This window comes from Amniculibacterium sp. G2-70 (genome assembly GCF_014353055.1).
GTDB lineage: Bacteria > Bacteroidota > Bacteroidia > Flavobacteriales > Weeksellaceae > Amniculibacterium > Amniculibacterium aquaticum.
The window spans coordinates 398,820-417,362 of record NZ_CP060698.1; the positions used below are offsets into that span (position 1 = coordinate 398,820).

Sequence of the window (18,543 nt, forward strand, 5' to 3'; positions counted from 1 at the left end):
AAGATATTGAACTTTAAATATTGTAATTTCTATTTCCAAAAATGGCCGAGCCTACTCGTACAGAATTGGCACCGCACTCAATAGCCAAAGGAAAATCGTCGCTCATCCCCATGGAGAGGGTTTCTAATGGTTTTTGCATTGACAATTGGTCAAACAATCTTTTTAAAAATAAAAATTCGTTTTTTATTTGTGTGGCATCGTCTGTAAAGGTTGCCATGCCCATCAATCCGGTAATTTCGATATTTGGAAACTGTCCTTGAAGGTATTTTAAAAACAATTCTTTGGTTTCAGAAACTTCCAATCCAAATTTGGAGTCTTCTTCGGCTATTTTTACTTGCAGAAGTACTTTTATTTTTCGATTGTGCTTTTCGGCTTGTTTATTAATTTCATCCAAGAGTTTTTCGGAATCTACACTTTGTATGGTATCTACAAATTCGGCAATGTATTTTACTTTATTGGTTTGCAAATGACCGATGAGGTGCCATTGGATATCGCCGGGCAAGAGCGGTTGTTTCTCTACAAGTTCTTGGACTTTATTTTCTCCAAAAACCCTTTGTCCGGCATCATAAATTTGTTTAATTTTATCGATAGGATGTGTTTTGGACACCGCTACCAACTGTACTTCTACAGGCAATTGTCTAACAATAGTATTGTAATTTTCGATTAACATGGCTGAAAAATCTGTTTTTCTGGGGTAATATTTAATGTATTAATGCTCAAAAATAGACTATTATTGTGAATTAAAATAATTGATCACTATTAAAAAAAACAATCATTATGGATTTCAAACAAGAAATGATCAAAATATTCATAGATCTCCTTGGCTTTTTGTGTTTAACATTTCTCATCATTTATAGAAAAAATTTGGGAAAATACATCTATTATTATATCGCATCTGTAGCCCTCTCTCTATCCACTGCTTTATTGGAGAAGATTTTAGTTTACAACGATGTCATTTTGTCCAACCAAATCATTTTCAATATGGGTTATTTATTTCTAACCTTTTTGTTATTGCTTATCTATTTTTACAAAAAAACCACACGAGCACCACTGAAACGGTTACAATTTTATCTTATTACAGCATTCATCATTTTATATCTTGGGTTTTCTATCTTTGATAAGTTTTTTTACTTCATTTTCCCCATTAATTTTTATTTTTTAGAAATATTAATCTTACTGGCATCCATATCCATATTTTTATATCAAACCTTCAACACCAAAATCATTCTAAATATTAAAAATTACTTCCCATTTTGGATATGTCTGGGGCTAATTATAGAATATTGTGGATTGCTACCGATACTCTTTTTTAGCACCAAACCCCAGTTCGGCATCAACATGACTCTATTCTTTACCATCATGTTTTTCATTAATTTTATCGCAAAAGGGATTGTTATTTTAGGAACTTTTTCAACCAAAAATTAAGAAATAATTAATATATTTGATATATGAAATTCAACGAGTCCGATTTGTTAATCCTCTACTCAACCATTATTATCTTATTGGTAATATCCATGATGTTTTTCATTTATTCGTATTTTTTAAAGCAAAAATCACAATTTGTTTTAAAAGAAAAAGAAAAGGATTTGGATTTTCAAGAAGTATTGGCGTTCTCACAAATAGAAATCAGGGAGCAAACCCTAAGCTATATCGGGAGAGAGTTGCACGACAATTTGGGGCAAAAACTATCGGTTGCTAAGATGTTGGTAAACCAAATTATGCATGAAGATTCTAACAATTGTAACGAGAAAATAGAAGATGTAAACCAAATTTTGGCAGAAACCATACAAGATATCCGTAACCTATCCAAAAGTTACATTATGGAACAGGTAGAGCATTTTGGCCTTATCGACTCGTTGGAAAGAGAGATAAAAAGAATAAAGAGACTTAACCTAATTGAAGTAAATTTTGATTGCAACAACCATGACATCGACATCCATTCCAAACACGCTCTGATCCTGTTCAGAATCATCCAAGAATGCATTACCAATATCCTAAAACACTCCAAAGCCAAAAATATGACCGTTAGAGTGATTGACCAAACCGGACATTTAAAAATCATGATTATGGACAATGGTAAAGGCATGGAATCGGAAAAAAGCTATCACGGAAGTGGAATAAAAAACATGAAAAGTAGAATAAAAATGATTAACGGATATTTCAATTTGGTCTCAGAAAAAAACAAAGGAACCGCAACACACATCACTTATATAAAACAAAAACTATGAACCCCATCAATATCGCTTTAGTTGATGATCACAAGATCTTTTCTACCGCACTTGAAAACATGATATCGTCCAATCCTTTGTATAAAGTCAGCATCATAGGTAACCACGGTGATGATTTTATTGAAAAACTGAACGCTGCCAAAGTCCATCCGGAAATTGTTTTGATGGATGTTAGAATGCCTTACAAAGACGGCATCGAAACAACGCAATACCTTACAGAAAACCATCCAAACATCAAAGTGATCGCCCTTACCATGGAAGACAATGAGGACAGCATCATAAAAATGCTGAAAGCCGGTGCCAAAGGCTATCTCCTAAAAGACATCCATCCACAAATACTTTTTGATGCCCTAGAAACCGTACACCAAAAAGGCGTTTTCTATACCGATGACCTTACCCAAAATCTTTTGAAAATAAAAACGGAAGAAAAAATCGCTAACGAACTTATTTCCAGTTTAAAAAATACAGAAAAAGAATTCATAAAATTGGCTTGTAGCGAGATGACTTATAAAGAAATTGCCGAAAAAATGTGCCTGAGTCCCAAAACCATAGACGGATACAGAGACTCCGTATTCTCCAAATTGGATGTGAAAAGCCGCGTAGGAATCGTTCTTTTTGCGTTAAAAAATAGGTTGAGTTGATGCTAAAAGCAGATCATTCCTCGATTACCACCACAAAAAATATAGGATAATTTTGATTTTTTTTATACATTTATCCCATGGCAAAACTTCTAAAAATATATCCGGACAATCCTCAGGAAAACCTGATCAAAGAGGTCGTTGATTGTCTTAAAAACGGAGGGATCATCATCTATCCATCCGACACCGTCTATGCATTGGGATGTAACATTTTCGACATTCGAGCAATGGAGAAGCTGGCAAAAATTAAAAAAACAAAATTGGAAAAAGCACATTTTTCTATAATTTGTAATGACCTTAGCCATCTTTCTCAATTTACAAGACCCATAGATACCACGGTTTTTAGATTTTTAAAAAGCCATCTTCCCGGTCCCTTCACATTTATTTTAGAAGCCAACAAATCTTTGCCTTTGGCCTACAAAGGAAACAAAACCGTAGGGATCCGTGTTCCGGATCATACCGTACCCCAACTGATTGTAGAAAAATTAGGACATCCCATAGCTTCCACCTCCATAAAAGATGAAGACGAAATAATCGAATATGCTACTGACCCCGAATTGATTGCTGAAAAATACGATCATTTGGTAGATATTGTCATTGACTCGGGATATGGAGATAACCATGCCTCAACCATTGTTGATCTTTGCTCCGGCTCACCGGAAGTCATCCGCGAAGGAAAAGGAATATTATAAAACCACTTTATTTTTTTAATGAAAATTATTACTTCCCCTGCAAAACTCATGCAGTTGGACTATACCTCAACCGTGTTAAAACCTTCGGTGCCCAGATTTATTGAAGAAGCATCCGAAATCCAAAGCCATCTGAAAGAAAAAACACCACAATTTCTTTCGGAACTGATGGAAATATCACCTAAATTGGCCGACGAAAACTGGCACAGAAACCAAATTTGGAACAACAATCCTAAAAAAAACGAATCTTGTCCTGCCATTTTTGCATTTACCGGAGAAGTATATAGAGGCTTGAATGCCAAATCGTTGAACGATAATTCCCTGCACTATCTACAAAAAAATCACAGAATTCTTTCCGGCCTATACGGACTTCTAAAACCTTCAGACAAAGTGATGCTTTACCGTTTGGAGATGGGCAGAAAATTCGAATTTGACCAATACAAAAATCTATACGCGTTTTGGAAAGAAAAAGTTACGGCACAACTTAATTCTGAATTTAAGAAAAACGATCTTCTGCTCAATCTCGCCAGCAATGAATACTCTAAAGTTGTGGATAAAAAAAACATAAACGCCCAGTGGGTAGATTTTGATTTTTACGAACTTAAAAGTGGCAAACCAAAAACCGTAGTTGTGTACACCAAACATGCCCGAGGTTTGGTCGCTCGTTTTTGTGCTGAAACAGAGGCCAAATCGCTGAACGATGTGAAAGCCTTCAACCTTGAAGGGTACAAAATTGACGAAGAAAAATCTTCCAACAACAAATTGGTATTTGTACGATAATGAACTTAAAACAGCTTCAAGAAAAATTCGAATCCGAATTGCAAAACAAGTACACCAGAGAAGAGTGTATCGAGCTTTTCGTTATTTTCGTTCAAGAATGTTTGTCTTTGGAAAGATTCCAAATACGATCTCAATCCGATCTTAAAATTAATTCAGAAAACACATCTTTTTTCGAAAAGGCCATCGCCGAATTAAAAACAGGAAAACCTTTTCAACAAATTTTGGGTTGCACAGAATTTTTTGGTTTAAAATTTTATGTGGATGAACATGTCCTGATCCCAAGACCAGAAACCGAAGAACTTTTGGAGTTGGCCATTTCTAAAATAAAAAATTGGAACAAAAAAAACATTCGTATTTTAGACATCGGTACAGGGTCAGGGATTATCCCTATTGTTCTTAAAAAACATTTTCAGAATGCTCAGATTACCGCATTGGATTTTTCTGAAAAAGCTTTAGAAATGGCTAAAAAAAATTCTAATTTTCATAAAGTTGATATCAGTTTTATCCATCAAAATTATCTAAAAGCAGACTTGCAAGACCGTTGGGACATCATCATTTCTAATCCACCGTACATAGGAAAAGACGAGTATCATCAGATTGATGATGAGGTTAAAAATTTTGAACCCAACATGGCACTCTTCTCTCCCACCTCTGACCCTTTAATTTTTTATAAAAAAATTGCACAAGATGCCCTTGAAAAATTAAACCCTGAAGGCATGATTTTCCTTGAAATCAACCAAATTTTAGGTCCCGAAACTTTAGATATTTTTAAAAACTTCGACACCAAAGAACTCATCAAAGACATCTCCGGTAACGACAGAATGATTTTTGTCCAGAAATAAAAAAAATGTCCATCAAATTTTTCGATGGACATTTCACTTTTCTTCAAAACCAAAAAAATTACTTCAACGCATCAATCGCTGCGGTATAATTGGGTTCTTGCGCAATCTCTGGCACCTGCTCCGTATAGATTACTTTTCCATTTTCATCGGCTACAATTACCGCTCGGCTCAACAAACCTTGCAACGGCGAATCGGCTATGGTCAGTCCATTATCTTCACCAAAAGAACCTCTAAAATCCGAAAGCGTTTCTACATTATTAATGCCTTCAGCTGCACAAAAGCGACCAAGAGCAAATGGTAAATCTCTTGAAACATTGATTACGACCGTATTCTCTAAAGATGCTGCTTCTTCGTTAAACTTTCGTGTAGATGCAGCACAAACTCCTGTATCAATGCTTGGGAAAATATTAAAAACTTTTTTCTTCCCGGCAAAATCCGACAATTGCTTCTCTCCCAACTCGCTATTAATCAGTTTAAAATCTTTCAACAAACTTCCTGCTGAAGGCAATACACCTACTGTATTGATCTCGTTTCCGTGTAATGTAATTTTTGACATGTTCTTTTTATTTTTATTGGGTCTAAATTACGAAATAATAAGTGTGAAATTACCAACCATTGATTTGATTTTAAAATAAAGAAAATAGTGAAATTCAATAAGACAAAAAAGTCGGAAAAAGACTCCAACCAATTAAAAACAGCTCTCCAACTTGATTTTTGATTTTTTCAACATGTTTAAATACATTTTGTTAAAACTCAATTTAAAACTTCACTTTAAAATGAAAATTTCATTAAATTTGTGCTTCTTAAAATTTGAATAAAAATTAAACAATAGAAATGTCAAAATCAAAAATTCATTACACGCTTACCGATGAAGCGCCCATGTTGGCAACCCACTCTTTCTTACCTATCGTTGAGGCCTTTACCAAAACGGCCGATATCGAAATCGAACTTTCTGACATCTCCCTTTCGGGAAGAGTTTTAGCTAACTTCCCGGAATTCTTAAAAGACGATCAAAAAATTGAAGATGCTCTTGCAGAGCTTGGTGCTTTGGCAACCACTCCAGAAGCAAACATCATCAAATTACCGAATATTTCTGCTTCTATTCCGCAATTGGCAGAAACCATTGCAGAATTACAAACCAAAGGTTATGCTGTACCCAACTATCCTGCAGATCCTCAAAATGATGCCGAAAAAGAAATTAAAGCAAAATATGCTAAAGTCTTAGGTTCTGCCGTAAATCCTATTTTGAGAGAAGGAAATTCCGACAGAAGAGCTCCAAAAGCGGTGAAAAATTATGCTAAAAAACACCCACATTCTATGGGTGCTTGGTCTGCAGATTCTAAAACCAAAGTGGCTCACATGGAAAGCGGTGACTTCTACGGAACAGAAAAATCGGTAACGGTTGCTGATGCTTCTCAATTCAAAATTGAATTTGTAGCAAAAGACGGTGCTGTAACGGAATTGAAAGGATTGGCTCCACTAAAAGTCGGAGAAATCATCGACTCTTCTGTAATGAATTTGGCTGCTTTGAAAGCATTCACCAAAAAGACAAAACAAGAAGCCAAAGAAGCCGGCGTATTGTTCTCTGCTCACCTGAAAGCAACGATGATGAAGGTTTCTGACCCTATCATTTTCGGAGCAATCGTTTCTGTTTATTTTGAAGATGTTTTCGCAAAATATGCTGATCTATTCAAAGAATTATCTGTAAATCCGAACAACGGTTTGGGAGAATTGTACGCAAAAATCGCTGGACATACTCAAGAAGCTGAAGTAAAAGCGGCTATCGATGCTGCCATTGCAGACGGTCCGACTATTGCCATGGTAAATTCTGACAAAGGAATTACCAACCTACATGTTCCGTCCGATGTGATTGTAGATGCATCTATGCCTGCCATGATCCGTACTTCCGGACAAATGTGGAACAAAGAAGGTAAACAACAAGATACTTTCGCCATCATCCCGGACAGATGTTATGCCGGAATTTACACCGCAGTAATCGAAGATTGTAAAAAGAATGGAGCTTACGACCCAACCACCATGGGATCTGTACCGAATGTTGGTTTGATGGCTCAAAAAGCCGAAGAATACGGTTCTCACGACAAAACTTTCCAAGCTTCTGCTGAAGGTACCATCCGTGTGGTGAATGCCGAAGGAAATATCTTTATGGAACAAGCCGTTGAGGAAGGCGACATCTTCAGAATGTGCCAAACCAAAGACGCTCCTATCAAAGATTGGGTAAAATTGGCGGTAACAAGAGCCAGACTTTCTGCAACTCCTGCTGTTTTCTGGTTGGACGAAAACCGTGCCCACGACAGAGAAATCATCAAAAAAGTAAATCTTTATTTACCTGAATTTGATACGACAGGTTTGGACATCAGAATTATGAATCCTACCGATGCTTGTAAATTCTCCATCGAAAGAATCCGTCAAGGATTGGATACCATTTCGGTAACCGGAAATGTTCTTAGAGATTACAACACCGACCTTTTCCCAATTTTGGAATTGGGGACTTCTGCAAAAATGTTATCCATCGTTCCATTGATGAACGGCGGTGGATTGTTCGAAACCGGAGCGGGAGGTTCTGCACCGAAACACATCGAACAATTTATTGAGGAAGGCTATTTGCGTTGGGATTCTCTAGGAGAATTTTTGGCGTTACAAGCTTCTTTAGAGCATGTTTCTCAGACTCAAGGCAATGCAAAAGCCCAAGTTTTGGCCGATGCTTTGGACGAGGCAAACGACAAATTCTTGGATACCGACAAATCTCCGGGTAGAAAATTAGGAACTATTGACAACAGAGGTTCTCACTTCTACTTGGCAATGTATTGGGCAGAAGCTTTGGCCAATCAAACCAAAGATGCTGATTTGGCAGCTAAATTCGCTCCAATTGCAGAAGCCATGAATGCGAACGAAACAAAAATCAACGAAGAATTGATCGCTTCTCAAGGCAAAGCGCAAGATATTGGCGGTTACTACAAACCGGTTGAAGCAAAAACTTTCGCTGCTATGCGTCCTTCAGCTACTTTGAATGCTATTGTGGATGGGATTTAATCCTTAATAAAGATACAACACGCAATCAGGGTTTCACACAATGTGAAGCCCTGATTTTTTTTGACTGAATTTTTATTTTGGGCGCCTTTAACCGCCTTCCGTTCCCGCTTTTTTGTTCCGCCAAAGCTCCACAAAAAGAGCTCCACTCAAGTCGGGGCGCAAGTCCGAGATATTAAAAAAGAAACAAAATTTCCACATACGGTAAATACACCAATACACCGACCACCACAGAAAGTATAGCCAACAAAAACACGGCACCAGCTGAAATATCTTTTATCAACCCTATTTTGGGATGGAAAGTTGGATGTAGGAAATCACAAAGTTTTTCAACAGAGGTATTGATCATTTCTGCAGCAAGAACCGTAAAACAACAAATCAGAATAAGAATGGCATCAACTAAATTTAAGTCAAGTAAAAAAATCAAAATAACATTTATCAACAATGCCAAAAACTCTATCTTAAAATTCCTCTCGCTCTTTACCATATAGACTAATCCTTTCCAAGCAAAAAGGATACTTTTATTAAAAGGAGGTTTTGATTTCATGCTAAAATAATTTACACAAAGATATCCGCATTCATAAATTCAACAAAAAAAAACAATGAAGATTGTGGATAAAAAGAATATAAATCAGCTATAAAAAACAAATGAAACTGCAACAAGATTAAGTTCAATTCCTTATATTTGTAGAAATAATAATTATAGCAAATGAAATTCATTGTTTCTAGTGGAGAATTGCAAAAAGCATTGCAAACCGTAAGTGGCGTTATTTCTGTTTCACAAAGCCGTCCGATCTTAGAGAATTATCTTTTCGTTTTAGAAGAAAATAATTTACAAATCACCGCTTCTGATGGAGAAACAACCTTGATTACCTCTATTGAAGTAAAGTCCGATGAAAAAGGATCCATTGCTGTTCCTGCAAAAATTTTCCAAGATTTCATCAAAACTTATGGCGAACAACCTCTTACTTTCTCTGTTAAAAACAATGAAGAAGGTAACGGTCAAGTTTTAGAGATTTTGGACGAAAAAGACAATTTCTTTGTAGCCTTGGATCGTGCTGAAGATTATCCTGAGCTTCCTGAATTTGACGCGGCACAGTCGGTTGTCATTCCATCATCTGTATTGTCAGAAGCTTTGGCCAACACTCTATTTGCGACCTCCAATGATTCTTTGCGTCCGGTAATGACGGGTGTTCTTTTCCAATTTAACGAAAACGAAACCAATTTTGTAGCAACCGACTCGCATCGTTTGGTGGTGTACAAAAGAACCGACTTGGTTGCAGAACCTATGGAGTTCATCATGCCTAAAAAACCACTTTCGATTTTCAAAAATATCCTTGCGAATGCAACTGAGGATGTTACGATAGAATTTAGCGACAACATGTCCAAATTTGTATTTGGAAACCACATCTGGATCTGTCGATTGATCGACGGAAAATACCCGAACTACTCCGCAGTTATTCCTAAAGAAAATCCAAATGTATTAACGGTAAACAGATCGTTGCTGCTTAACTCCATCAAGAGGGCCTCCATCATGTCCAACAAATCGACCAATCAAATTCGATTCAGACTTTCTGGCAATTTATTGCATTTGCATGCCGAAGATACCGAATTTGCAAACAAAGCGGATATGCAAATCCCTTGTACCTATAACGGAGAAGACATCAACATTGGCTTTAGCTCTAAATTTTTATCCGAAATGCTTTCGGTTTTAAATTCGGATGATGTTATGCTGAAAATGTCACAACCCAATCGTCCAGGAATCCTAGAACCTATTGATGGTTTGGAAGAAAATGAAAATCTATTGATGCTGTCCATGCCGGTAATCGGAATGTAAACCATCCACAAGATAATTCTAAAGAGATTCGACCCAACATCGAGTCTCTTTTTTTATGAGTAAAACACCTAAAACTCCGATTTTATACAGATAAAAACCGTGATTTCTTAACTAAAATCACGATATTTGCACTCTTAAAAGTTTAGACTTACAAGAAGATTAATTTATTGAAACAAAGCATATTCCGTTTATATTATGAAAATATCTAACAATTGGCTAAAAGACTATATTCAAATCGATTTAAAATCTGATAAAATTGGGGATTACCTTACCGATATTGGTCTGGAAGTAGAAGGAATAGACAAATTCGAAAGCATAAAAGGCTCTCTTGAAGGCATTGTGGTGGGCAAAGTTTTAACTTGTGAAAAACACCCGAATGCGGATAAACTAAGCCTAACAACGGTAAACCTTGGCAATGACAAAGTGGTAAATATCGTTTGTGGTGCTCCCAATGTTGCGGCTGGACAAGTGGTTCCTGTGGCTACTGTTGGAACAAAAATCTATGCAAAAGACGGTTCTTTTTTTGAAATTAAAGAAGCCAAAATCCGTGGCGAACAGTCCCAAGGAATGATTTGTGCCGAAGACGAATTGGGTCTGAGCGAAGACCATGGTGGCATCATGGTTTTGGATGAAAACAAATACCAAGTTGGAGAAAAATTTTCAAAATATTTTGATCTTGTAAATGATGAAATTTATGAGATTGGACTAACCCCAAACAGAACGGATGCCATGTCCCATTACGGTGTTGCCAGAGACCTGAATGCCTTTTTGGTTTCCAACGACATCCCTTCTTCATTTGAAAAAATACAAGCTTTACCCGTAGAAATCAACAATCAACATCCATTTGAATTGGTGGTTGAAGATAGCGATCTTTGCCCAAGATATTTGGGAGCTGTCATTGAAAATGTAGAAGTTAAAGACTCTCCAGATTGGCTGAAAAACAGATTGAAAGCCATTGGACTAGGCCCTATCAATAATATTGTTGATATCACCAACTACATTCTGCACGGTCTAGGCCAGCCTTTACACGCCTTTGATGCAGATAAAATAGAAGGAAAAAAAGTTATTGTTGGCACCAACAATCAAGGGACAAAATTTAAAACTTTAGATGGTGTTGAAAGAAACTTGAACGGCCACGAAATTATGATTAAAGATGGAAGCAATACCCCAATGTGTATTGCCGGAGTCTTTGGTGGTGAGCATTCTGGTGTTAGCGAAAACACCAAAACCATTTTCTTGGAATCCGCATATTTTAATCCTGTAGCCATTAGAAAAGGAGCAAAACATCACGGGTTGAATACCGATGCGTCTTTCCGTTTCGAAAGAGGTGTAGATCCCAACATGACCCGCTTGGCATTAACACATGCCATAAAAATGATCGAAGAAATTGCCGGAGGTACTTTGGCCGGGCAAATTTTAGAACATTATCCACATCAGATTGAGGATCATTACATCATCTTGAGATTTTCAAAAATTGAACAAATTTTAGGAACTAAAATTCATAAAGAAAAAATTAGAGAAATCCTTAAATCTCTAGAAATAAATGTGTTGAACGAAATCCAAAATGGTTTTGAAATTTCCGTCCCTCCATACAGAGCCGATGTAACCCGTGAGATAGATGTGATTGAAGAAGTCTTGAGAATCTACGGTTACAACAAAATTGACAATCCACAAAAGTTGACATTTACCCCTGTAAAATTGAGTTTCAACGATCAAGATGCTTTGGAAAACTCTTGGGCAAGAACTTTACAAAGCAACGGATTCAACGAAGTGATGAACAACTCTTTGAGAGGTCTGAAAGACGAAACCCATGCTGTAAAATTGCTCAATCCGTTGAGTAACGATTTGGCTTTCATGAGAAAATCCCTTTTGGATGGACTTTTAGAGAATGCGGCCTACAACATCAACAGAAAAAATGCCGATTTAAAACTCTTTGAATTGGGTAAAATCTACCATAAATTCGAGAAGTACGAAGAAAGAAAACAATTGGCCTTATTGGTTACCGGAAGGGAAAAAGCAGAAAACTGGATGCAGCCAAAATCCGCTACCAATTTCTATTACATGAAAGCCTATGTAAAAGTATTATTGGATAAATTGAATATTGAATATACTGAAAAACCATTGGAAGATGCTCGTTTTTCTGAAGGTTTGGAAATAAATCATGAAGGAAAAACCGTTGCACGATTAGGAAAAGTTGCTCCAGAATTATTAAAAGATTATGATGTAGATCAAGACTGTTTCTATGCAGAAATAGAGTTGCAAACCGTACAATCCGTCCGACCTGCTGAAACATTCAAGTTTGTAGACATTCCTAAATTCAACACCATAAGAAGAGATCTGGCCTTGTTAGTTGATAAAAACATCAGCTATGCAGAATTGTATCAAGTTGCAAAAAAATCACCTTCAAAATTCTTGAAGAATGTTAATCTTTTTGATGTTTATGAAGGTAAAAACTTGCCTGAAGGTAAAAAATCCTATGCATTGAGTTTTGAATTGTTGAATGAAGAAAAGACTTTGGAAGACAAAGAAATCACAGCAGTGATGAATGGGTTAATTAAATCTTTTGAAAAAAATCTAGCTGCTGAGTTAAGATAAAACCAAACTTATACTCTTATGAAAAAAATAATTTTAGGTCTTACTTTAGCCATCACCATGGTGGCTTGTACCACAACCAATACAGCATCCAAAAGCAGTAGTTCTAGCGCCCAACCGTCGCTATCGAACACCCATTGGATATTTTCGGAACAAGTGAAAGGAAACACCCCAACTTTGGTATTTGAAACCGAGAAAATAAGTGGAAATGCGGGCTGCAACAATTATTTTGGTAGCGTTGTGATCAATGCACAAAATGGAAGTTTAGAAACCAAAGGAATTGGATCGACCCGAATGGCATGTCCCAACATGAATTCGGAAGCCAATTATCTAAAACTTTTGGGTCAAGCCAATCGCTATGTCGTAAAAGGCGAAACTTTAGAATTGTACAAAGACAATTTGTTGTTGTTAAAATTTAACAAAAGCTCTAAATAAGTCAAAAAAAATGGAACTCTGTTTGAGTTCCATTTTTCTTATGCTTCGTCTTCTTCTTCGTCATACTTAGCCAGTTCATCCTCACACCAAAGGAATGCTTTTTCTACAACTTTAGTTGCTTCATCAGCCATGGTTTCTTCATCATCACCTTCCAAATCATCTAACCATTCTACTTCTTCTTCCTCTACATTCAAGATAAATCTTGGATACTCGGTATGAACAACGAATAAATCTTCAGGAAATTCTGAATTGTCTGCCAATAAAAATTTAGGTAGTTTCATGTTATAAAATTTAATGCTTCAAAGATAGTAAATTTATTGAAATTTGTTCTTATTGATTTTTATCTTGGTCTGAACTTTATAGGCTGTTAGCACCTCTTTTTTTAAGGTATCTTTGGCCTGATGACTGATGTAAACTCTAGGATTAACCGTTGATATCAACTCTGCAACTTGTATCTGTTCCGGAATATTTTCTTTGGGATTGGCATAGAAAATTATTTTCTTATCGCTCAGATGTTCTCGATTTAAAAATTCAGAAATTGTTTTTCTATTTTCTAAATAATTCCCCTTGGAAAGCCAAGTGAACGCAAAGCCCGTAACCAAACTCAGAACCGCAACTGCGTACATCCATTTTCCGAAAACTGCATATAGTTTTCTGAAAAATACCAACCAAATCGGTAAGATAAATGGAGAAAGCAATCGATAATCCAAAGGATCAACCGAGTAAAAAAACTGAATAAAAAATGAACATAAAACACCAATTATCCCTGTAAAAATCATGAATTTTTCGGTTTCGGACAATGGATTTTTTATGAATAATACCATCATCACCCCAATGGTGAGCGTTCCAACACCATAAATGCCATAGTTGATCACACCACCGGCAGGATTGGCAATGTGTACAAAAGGATTGAAACTGGTAGACAGTCCTTGATACAATTCGACCAAGAGTTTTGAGGTGGGGTGCAATCCCATTTCCAGAAACTGATTGACATAATTTTCGTTAAAATAATCGACAAATAAAAATTTGTACAAAACAACAAATGCAAAACCGATAAGCGAGGAATATAAAAATGATTTTCCGTAGCTTTTCTTCCAACCCATCAACCCGAATAAGAAACAAGTGCCCATAAAAAACAAAGCACTGTAACGGATGTTGTACAATAAAATCAATACCGCACTCAACAAAACGATGGATAAGATTTGAGTATATTTCCCAATGATGATGTTTCTACTGAGGTATAAAAACACCAATACGACGGGCAAAATTAAAGGTTCGGTAAGGCTGAATGAAAAAATAGATACATAGGAAAACAAAGCGCCCAGAACTACCGTTTCTTTAAAATAAAACTTCTTCTTCCATGCAAAACCTACCATAAATACATAGGCCAAAATACCCAGCATTTTGGAAGCCCAAAACTCATCAAAACCCAAAAATGTGAAAAATTTCAAACTCAAAGGATAACCCAAAGGAGTTGTCGTATTGTCAATGGTGGGGAAAACATTTGCTGTACGCATCAGTCGGATGGAATCCGGTGTTACTCTGCCTTTTTCGTTCAATAGAAATCGAAGTACAATCATCAATAACGAGATCATTACAATTCCGATTTGCAAAAATTTTTCCTTCTTTCTGTTGCTTAATTTCATAAAAAAACCTTCAAGCTTTTGTAAAACTTGAAGGCTTAAAAATACTGAATATTTTCAGAATTATTTTGCAAACATTTTTGCTACTTTTTCGGCTTTTTTAGATTCGGAATAATCGTAGAAACCTTCGCCAGATTTCACACCTAGTTTACCAGCCATTACCATGTTCACCAACAATGGGTTAGGCGCGTATTTAGGATTTTTGAATCCGTCGTACATTACATTCAGGATCGCCAAACAAACATCTAACCCGATGAAGTCTGCCAATTGCAATGGTCCCATTGGGTGTGCCATTCCCAATTTCATTACGGTATCTATTTCTTCCACGCCGGCAACTCCATTGTAAAGGGTTTCTATGGCTTCGTTAATCATCGGCATTAGGATTCTGTTGGCCACAAAACCTGGATAATCGTTTACTTCTACCGGAACTTTTCCTAAAGTTTTCGACATTTCGAATATGGCATCAAAAGTTTCTTTAGAAGTAGAATAGCCTTTGATGATTTCTACCAATTTCATAATCGGCACCGGATTCATAAAGTGCATACCGATTACTTTTTCTGGTCTTTTGGTAGCCGCAGCAATTTTGGTAATGGAGATGGATGAAGTATTGGTCGCCAAGATGCAATTTTCAGGAGAAAATTCGTCCATTTGTTGGAAGATTTTCAATTTCAAATCTTGGTTTTCGGTAGCCGCTTCTACGATTAAATCAGCAGATTTCACTGCTTCTGAAATGCTGGTAAAAGTAGTGATGTTACCCAAAGTTGCATTTTTTTGGTCTTCGGTAAGGTTGCCTTTAGCAATAATTCTGTCCAAGTTGTTAGTGATGGTTTTGATGCCTCTATCCAAAGCATCTTGCGAGATGTCTGCCAAATTCACTAAAAATCCTGCTTGTGCAAAAGTATGTGCAATCCCATTCCCCATGGTTCCTGCGCCTATAACTGTAATGTTTTTCATTATGATTTTTTAATAATTATTTATCGTTTATATTGATCAAAATGATGTTTAATAAAAACATCAAATAAAATTTTTGCCCAAATTTAGGATTTTATCTATATTTGGTACAATAAAATCGACAATAAAATTAATATGAAAAAAATACTCTTCTCCTTACTGATCGGTGTTGCTACTTTTGCAACGGCTCAAAAAAAACCAATGAGTGTAGCTACTCCTGGTACGACCACCAATCCTACAACTTTGGTCATGGTAAATGGAAATTTGGCCAGTCAAGATTTTTTGGAAAGAATGAAGAAAAATACAAAATTTATACGACCCATTCTTTCTGCCAACCAAGTTCCACAATCTTTGAAATCTGTTACTGGATTGAGATTTCCAATGATAATTGCTGAGGCAAAAGAAAATTACTACGATAGAATTGCTCTTTCTACATTAAACGAACAATATGGATTAGCAAAAAACAATCCTGTATATTTTGATGGGAACAAGATTTCCGACACCTCCTTAAATGTTATTGGCGATGTCTTGGTTGAAATGAAAGTAGGGAAAACCGATGGACAGGAAGTTTTGAACATCTGGACTACAAAGCATACCATGCACGCTATTGCAAACTAAGAACTTATAATACAAAATAAAAGTCGTGATTTCTTTATTGACATCACGACTTTTTTTATTTAAAACGAAATATTCAGGTTGACTTTTGGATTTCTCGGGTATCGTTGTTCATAAACACGATAATGCCTTTCCGGATGTCTATCCAACGGCACATCGTCAACCATTACCATTCTTGCTCGACCAAAATCTACACGAAGGTATGCCGAAGGAACGGATTTAGAAAACACCCATCTCCCTCTCGACTGACATACATAACCATCTCTGTAGGGATCATAAAACATTTGATAATCTGGGAAGTACACATGATTGTTGTACTGATATCGATGAGAACTGGCCCACCTGTGCTTTCTATGGTAGTGATGTTTCTGTTTTTTATATTTATAATGACTTTTACGATAATGTCTATCATCATCGTGGTCATCATCACGATCATATCTTCTGTACTCTCTGTCGTCATCGTGCCTGTGATGTCTCTGAGCACTCATTTCATGGGTTGAAAAAACTACAAGTCCCAACACCATCATTCGAATCACTTTATTCATATCCTGTATTAAAAATTAAAAAATAATAAAGATCCGCTTCATTCGTTAACTTTAAGCTTGTAAACGAAGTAAACAACACTTTATTGTCTTGCTTTCAATTTTTATACCATTAAAAATATTTATTAAAAATTTAACATTTGTGATTAATAATTATTTATTGATTCAAATTCCTAATAAATAGCATAAAACAAACTAAATATCAATAAAATGGCACTTTTTATTCTTTAGAGTACTTGTTTTTCCATTTTTTTTCTATCGATTCTTTAATTTTTTTTTCTGTCGAATTATTTCCAGGAGAATAAAAAACACTTCCTTTCAACTCGTCTGGCAAAAACTCTTGTTCTACAAAATTACCTTTGTGGGCATGTGCATATTGATAATTTTTACCGTAATCCAAATCTTTCATCAATTTGGTGGGTGCATTTCTAAGATGTAGTGGTACGGGTAAGTTCCCCGTTCTTTTCACCATAGCCAAAGCATCATCAATGGCCAAATAAGCCGAATTGGATTTGGGCGAAACAGCCAAATACACAGCAGTCTCGCTGAGGATAATTCTGGATTCAGGATTGCCAATTACATTAACAGCCTGAAAACAAGATTGGGCCATCATGAGCGCATTGGGATTTGCCAAACCAATATCTTCTGCTGCCAAAATCAGTAGTCTTCTGGCAATAAATTTCACATCTTCGCCGCCATCAATCATCCTCGCCAACCAATATACCGCAGCATTGGGATCGCTGCCTCTAATGGATTTTATAAAAGCCGAAATGATATCGTAATGTTGTTCTCCATTTTTATCGTACACGGACATGGTCTCTTGTAGAACGGACAAAACATGGTTGTTGGAAATTGCACGAATTTGGGTATTCTTAAACTGGTTCAATACCAATTCTACAGAATTAATAAGCTTCCGAGCATCACCTCCGGAATATTGTATGAATGCTTCGTGTTCTTCAATTTCAAAATCGGTGTTCTCATCGGTATTATAACGATACAGAGCCGTAGCAATTAGTTCTTCTAATTTTTCGTAACTCAAAGACTTTAAAACATAGATCTGACTTCTGGAAAGCAATGCCGACACCACCTCGAAGCTCGGATTTTCGGTAGTAGCACCTATGAGAACAATCCAACCTTTTTCCACAGCGTGCAGCAAGGAATCTTGCTGAGATTTATTGAAACGATGGATTTCATCAATAAACAGAATGGGCGATTTTCCGGAAAAAAGATTTTGCTTTTTGGCCTCGTCAATCACTTCCCTCACCTCTTTCACTCCGGAAGAAACAGCGGATAATTTGTAAAACTTTCTACCCGATTTTTGCGAAAGGATCTCTGCCAAAGTGGTTTTGCCGGTACCGGGAGGTCCCCAAAAGATTAAAGAATTTAGGGTATCGTTATTCAGCATCCTTCGGATAGGACCTTGGTCTCCTGTTAGGTGTTCCTGTCCCAAAACTTCATTGAGATTTTGGGGTCTAAGTCTTTCTGCAAGTGGAATATTCATGGATACAATTATGCTGAATGCAAAATTATGAAGTTATTTTTTAAAATAAATATTAAGAGCCCGTTTAAAATTTTACCGAAATAATAATTCGGCTATTTCTAATCTTTCTTATCTGCTTTTTTGTATTCTATTTAGCGTATTTTGCATTTTATATTTTTGTTTTAGCCCGCTAAAACTTCAATTTTAAAATCCAAAATCCATC

Annotated in this window: 19 protein-coding genes; 11 read left to right on the forward strand and 8 right to left on the reverse strand. The window is 36.3% G+C overall.

The genetic code is table 11. The features are described from left to right. Positions 1-13: 13 nt before the first annotated feature. A complete protein-coding gene (locus H9Q20_RS01815; RefSeq protein WP_187478153.1) occupies positions 14-670 on the reverse strand; it encodes a YggS family pyridoxal phosphate-dependent enzyme in 657 nt (218 codons plus the stop codon). 107 nt (positions 671-777) lie between these two features. Here H9Q20_RS01815 and H9Q20_RS01820 point away from each other — a divergent pair, with 107 nt between their 5' ends. The 6 genes from H9Q20_RS01820 to prmC all read left to right on the forward strand — a co-directional run bounded on the left by H9Q20_RS01820 (position 778) and on the right by prmC (position 5,177). After that, positions 778-1,425 (forward strand): hypothetical protein, encoded by a 648-nt coding sequence (locus tag H9Q20_RS01820; protein ID WP_124640549.1) that lies wholly within the window; start codon positions 778-780, stop codon positions 1,423-1,425. Positions 1,426-1,448: 23 nt separating this feature from the next. Beyond that, complete coding sequence (locus tag H9Q20_RS01825; protein ID WP_187478154.1) at positions 1,449-2,228, forward strand: sensor histidine kinase; 780 nt, start codon at positions 1,449-1,451, stop codon at positions 2,226-2,228. Beyond that, a complete protein-coding gene (locus H9Q20_RS01830) occupies positions 2,225-2,869 on the forward strand; it encodes a response regulator transcription factor (RefSeq protein WP_124640551.1) in 645 nt (214 codons plus the stop codon). The genes H9Q20_RS01825 and H9Q20_RS01830 overlap by 4 nt, the downstream gene beginning before the upstream one ends. A 77-nt stretch (positions 2,870-2,946) precedes the next feature. Continuing rightward, a complete protein-coding gene (locus tag H9Q20_RS01835) occupies positions 2,947-3,558 on the forward strand; it encodes an L-threonylcarbamoyladenylate synthase (protein WP_124640552.1) in 612 nt (203 codons plus the stop codon). A gap of 18 nt (positions 3,559-3,576) precedes the next feature. After that, positions 3,577-4,335 carry a peroxide stress protein YaaA gene (gene yaaA / locus H9Q20_RS01840; protein ID WP_124640553.1) on the forward strand — a complete coding sequence of 253 codons (759 nt, stop codon included), beginning with the start codon at positions 3,577-3,579 and terminating at the stop codon, positions 4,333-4,335. After that, positions 4,335-5,177 carry a peptide chain release factor N(5)-glutamine methyltransferase gene (prmC, locus tag H9Q20_RS01845; protein ID WP_124640554.1) on the forward strand — a complete coding sequence of 281 codons (843 nt, stop codon included), beginning with the start codon at positions 4,335-4,337 and terminating at the stop codon, positions 5,175-5,177. Before yaaA ends, prmC begins: the two co-directional genes overlap by 1 nt. A gap of 58 nt (positions 5,178-5,235) precedes the next feature. Here prmC and tpx read toward each other — a convergent pair whose 3' ends face one another. Then, positions 5,236-5,733, reverse strand: coding sequence for a thiol peroxidase (gene tpx, locus H9Q20_RS01850; RefSeq protein WP_124640555.1), 498 nt, complete (start codon positions 5,731-5,733; stop codon positions 5,236-5,238). 278 nt (positions 5,734-6,011) lie between these two features. Between tpx and H9Q20_RS01855 the strand changes: the two genes are divergently transcribed. Further along, positions 6,012-8,228, forward strand: coding sequence for an NADP-dependent isocitrate dehydrogenase (locus H9Q20_RS01855; protein ID WP_187478155.1), 2,217 nt, complete (start codon positions 6,012-6,014; stop codon positions 8,226-8,228). Positions 8,229-8,400: 172 nt separating this feature from the next. On the opposite strand, the gene H9Q20_RS01860 is transcribed toward H9Q20_RS01855, so the two are convergent. Further along, positions 8,401-8,772 carry a diacylglycerol kinase family protein gene (locus H9Q20_RS01860; RefSeq protein WP_187478156.1) on the reverse strand — a complete coding sequence of 124 codons (372 nt, stop codon included), beginning with the start codon at positions 8,770-8,772 and terminating at the stop codon, positions 8,401-8,403. 162 nt (positions 8,773-8,934) lie between these two features. Between H9Q20_RS01860 and dnaN the strand changes: the two genes are divergently transcribed. The 3 genes from dnaN (at position 8,935) to H9Q20_RS01875 (ending at position 13,089) form a co-directional block, all read left to right on the forward strand. Beyond that, positions 8,935-10,062, forward strand: coding sequence for a DNA polymerase III subunit beta (dnaN, locus tag H9Q20_RS01865; protein WP_124640558.1), 1,128 nt, complete (start codon positions 8,935-8,937; stop codon positions 10,060-10,062). 195 nt (positions 10,063-10,257) lie between these two features. After that, complete coding sequence (gene pheT / locus H9Q20_RS01870; protein WP_187478157.1) at positions 10,258-12,657, forward strand: phenylalanine--tRNA ligase subunit beta; 2,400 nt, start codon at positions 10,258-10,260, stop codon at positions 12,655-12,657. A gap of 18 nt (positions 12,658-12,675) precedes the next feature. After that, positions 12,676-13,089, forward strand: coding sequence for an META domain-containing protein (locus H9Q20_RS01875; protein ID WP_124640560.1), 414 nt, complete (start codon positions 12,676-12,678; stop codon positions 13,087-13,089). 38 nt (positions 13,090-13,127) lie between these two features. Here the strand turns inward: H9Q20_RS01875 and H9Q20_RS01880 are convergent, their stop codons facing one another. Genes H9Q20_RS01880 through H9Q20_RS01890 form a run of 3 tightly spaced genes read right to left on the reverse strand, consistent with a single transcriptional unit; the run spans position 13,128 to position 15,686 of the window. Next, positions 13,128-13,370 (reverse strand): hypothetical protein, encoded by a 243-nt coding sequence (locus tag H9Q20_RS01880; RefSeq protein WP_124640561.1) that lies wholly within the window; start codon positions 13,368-13,370, stop codon positions 13,128-13,130. Positions 13,371-13,403: 33 nt separating this feature from the next. Continuing rightward, positions 13,404-14,735, reverse strand: a complete 1,332-nt coding sequence (locus H9Q20_RS01885; protein WP_187478158.1) for a hypothetical protein — start codon at positions 14,733-14,735, stop codon at positions 13,404-13,406. Between the two features lie 60 nt (positions 14,736-14,795). Further along, positions 14,796-15,686 carry a 3-hydroxybutyryl-CoA dehydrogenase gene (locus tag H9Q20_RS01890; protein ID WP_124640563.1) on the reverse strand — a complete coding sequence of 297 codons (891 nt, stop codon included), beginning with the start codon at positions 15,684-15,686 and terminating at the stop codon, positions 14,796-14,798. Positions 15,687-15,818: 132 nt separating this feature from the next. On the opposite strand from H9Q20_RS01890, the gene H9Q20_RS01895 reads away from it, so the two are divergent. Beyond that, positions 15,819-16,301 (forward strand): hypothetical protein, encoded by a 483-nt coding sequence (locus tag H9Q20_RS01895; RefSeq protein ID WP_187478159.1) that lies wholly within the window; start codon positions 15,819-15,821, stop codon positions 16,299-16,301. Between the two features lie 59 nt (positions 16,302-16,360). On the opposite strand, the gene H9Q20_RS01900 is transcribed toward H9Q20_RS01895, so the two are convergent. Then, the gene (locus H9Q20_RS01900; protein WP_187478160.1) at positions 16,361-16,843 is read right to left on the reverse strand and encodes a hypothetical protein; all 483 of its coding nucleotides are present in this window, start codon (positions 16,841-16,843) and stop codon (positions 16,361-16,363) included. Between the two features lie 217 nt (positions 16,844-17,060). Beyond that, positions 17,061-18,341 carry a replication-associated recombination protein A gene (locus H9Q20_RS01905; RefSeq protein ID WP_187478161.1) on the reverse strand — a complete coding sequence of 427 codons (1,281 nt, stop codon included), beginning with the start codon at positions 18,339-18,341 and terminating at the stop codon, positions 17,061-17,063. Positions 18,342-18,543: the final 202 nt, after the last annotated feature.

Coding starts and splice junctions, on each gene's coding strand:
- H9Q20_RS01855 (WP_187478155.1), top strand. CDS start 6,012: ATGTCAAAATCAAAAATTCATTACACGCTTACCGATGAAGCGCCCATG.
- H9Q20_RS01895 (WP_187478159.1), top strand. CDS start 15,819: ATGAAAAAAATACTCTTCTCCTTACTGATCGGTGTTGCTACTTTTGCA.
- H9Q20_RS01825 (WP_187478154.1), top strand. CDS start 1,449: ATGAAATTCAACGAGTCCGATTTGTTAATCCTCTACTCAACCATTATT.
- H9Q20_RS01860 (WP_187478156.1), bottom strand. CDS start 8,772: ATGAAATCAAAACCTCCTTTTAATAAAAGTATCCTTTTTGCTTGGAAA.
- H9Q20_RS01890 (WP_124640563.1), bottom strand. CDS start 15,686: ATGAAAAACATTACAGTTATAGGCGCAGGAACCATGGGGAATGGGATT.
- H9Q20_RS01875 (WP_124640560.1), top strand. CDS start 12,676: ATGAAAAAAATAATTTTAGGTCTTACTTTAGCCATCACCATGGTGGCT.
- yaaA (WP_124640553.1), top strand. CDS start 3,577: ATGAAAATTATTACTTCCCCTGCAAAACTCATGCAGTTGGACTATACC.
- H9Q20_RS01815 (WP_187478153.1), bottom strand. CDS start 670: ATGTTAATCGAAAATTACAATACTATTGTTAGACAATTGCCTGTAGAA.
- H9Q20_RS01900 (WP_187478160.1), bottom strand. CDS start 16,843: ATGAATAAAGTGATTCGAATGATGGTGTTGGGACTTGTAGTTTTTTCA.
- H9Q20_RS01885 (WP_187478158.1), bottom strand. CDS start 14,735: ATGAAATTAAGCAACAGAAAGAAGGAAAAATTTTTGCAAATCGGAATT.
- tpx (WP_124640555.1), bottom strand. CDS start 5,733: ATGTCAAAAATTACATTACACGGAAACGAGATCAATACAGTAGGTGTA.
- pheT (WP_187478157.1), top strand. CDS start 10,258: ATGAAAATATCTAACAATTGGCTAAAAGACTATATTCAAATCGATTTA.
- H9Q20_RS01835 (WP_124640552.1), top strand. CDS start 2,947: ATGGCAAAACTTCTAAAAATATATCCGGACAATCCTCAGGAAAACCTG.
- H9Q20_RS01880 (WP_124640561.1), bottom strand. CDS start 13,370: ATGAAACTACCTAAATTTTTATTGGCAGACAATTCAGAATTTCCTGAA.
- prmC (WP_124640554.1), top strand. CDS start 4,335: ATGAACTTAAAACAGCTTCAAGAAAAATTCGAATCCGAATTGCAAAAC.
- H9Q20_RS01905 (WP_187478161.1), bottom strand. CDS start 18,341: ATGAATATTCCACTTGCAGAAAGACTTAGACCCCAAAATCTCAATGAA.
- dnaN (WP_124640558.1), top strand. CDS start 8,935: ATGAAATTCATTGTTTCTAGTGGAGAATTGCAAAAAGCATTGCAAACC.
- H9Q20_RS01820 (WP_124640549.1), top strand. CDS start 778: ATGGATTTCAAACAAGAAATGATCAAAATATTCATAGATCTCCTTGGC.
- H9Q20_RS01830 (WP_124640551.1), top strand. CDS start 2,225: ATGAACCCCATCAATATCGCTTTAGTTGATGATCACAAGATCTTTTCT.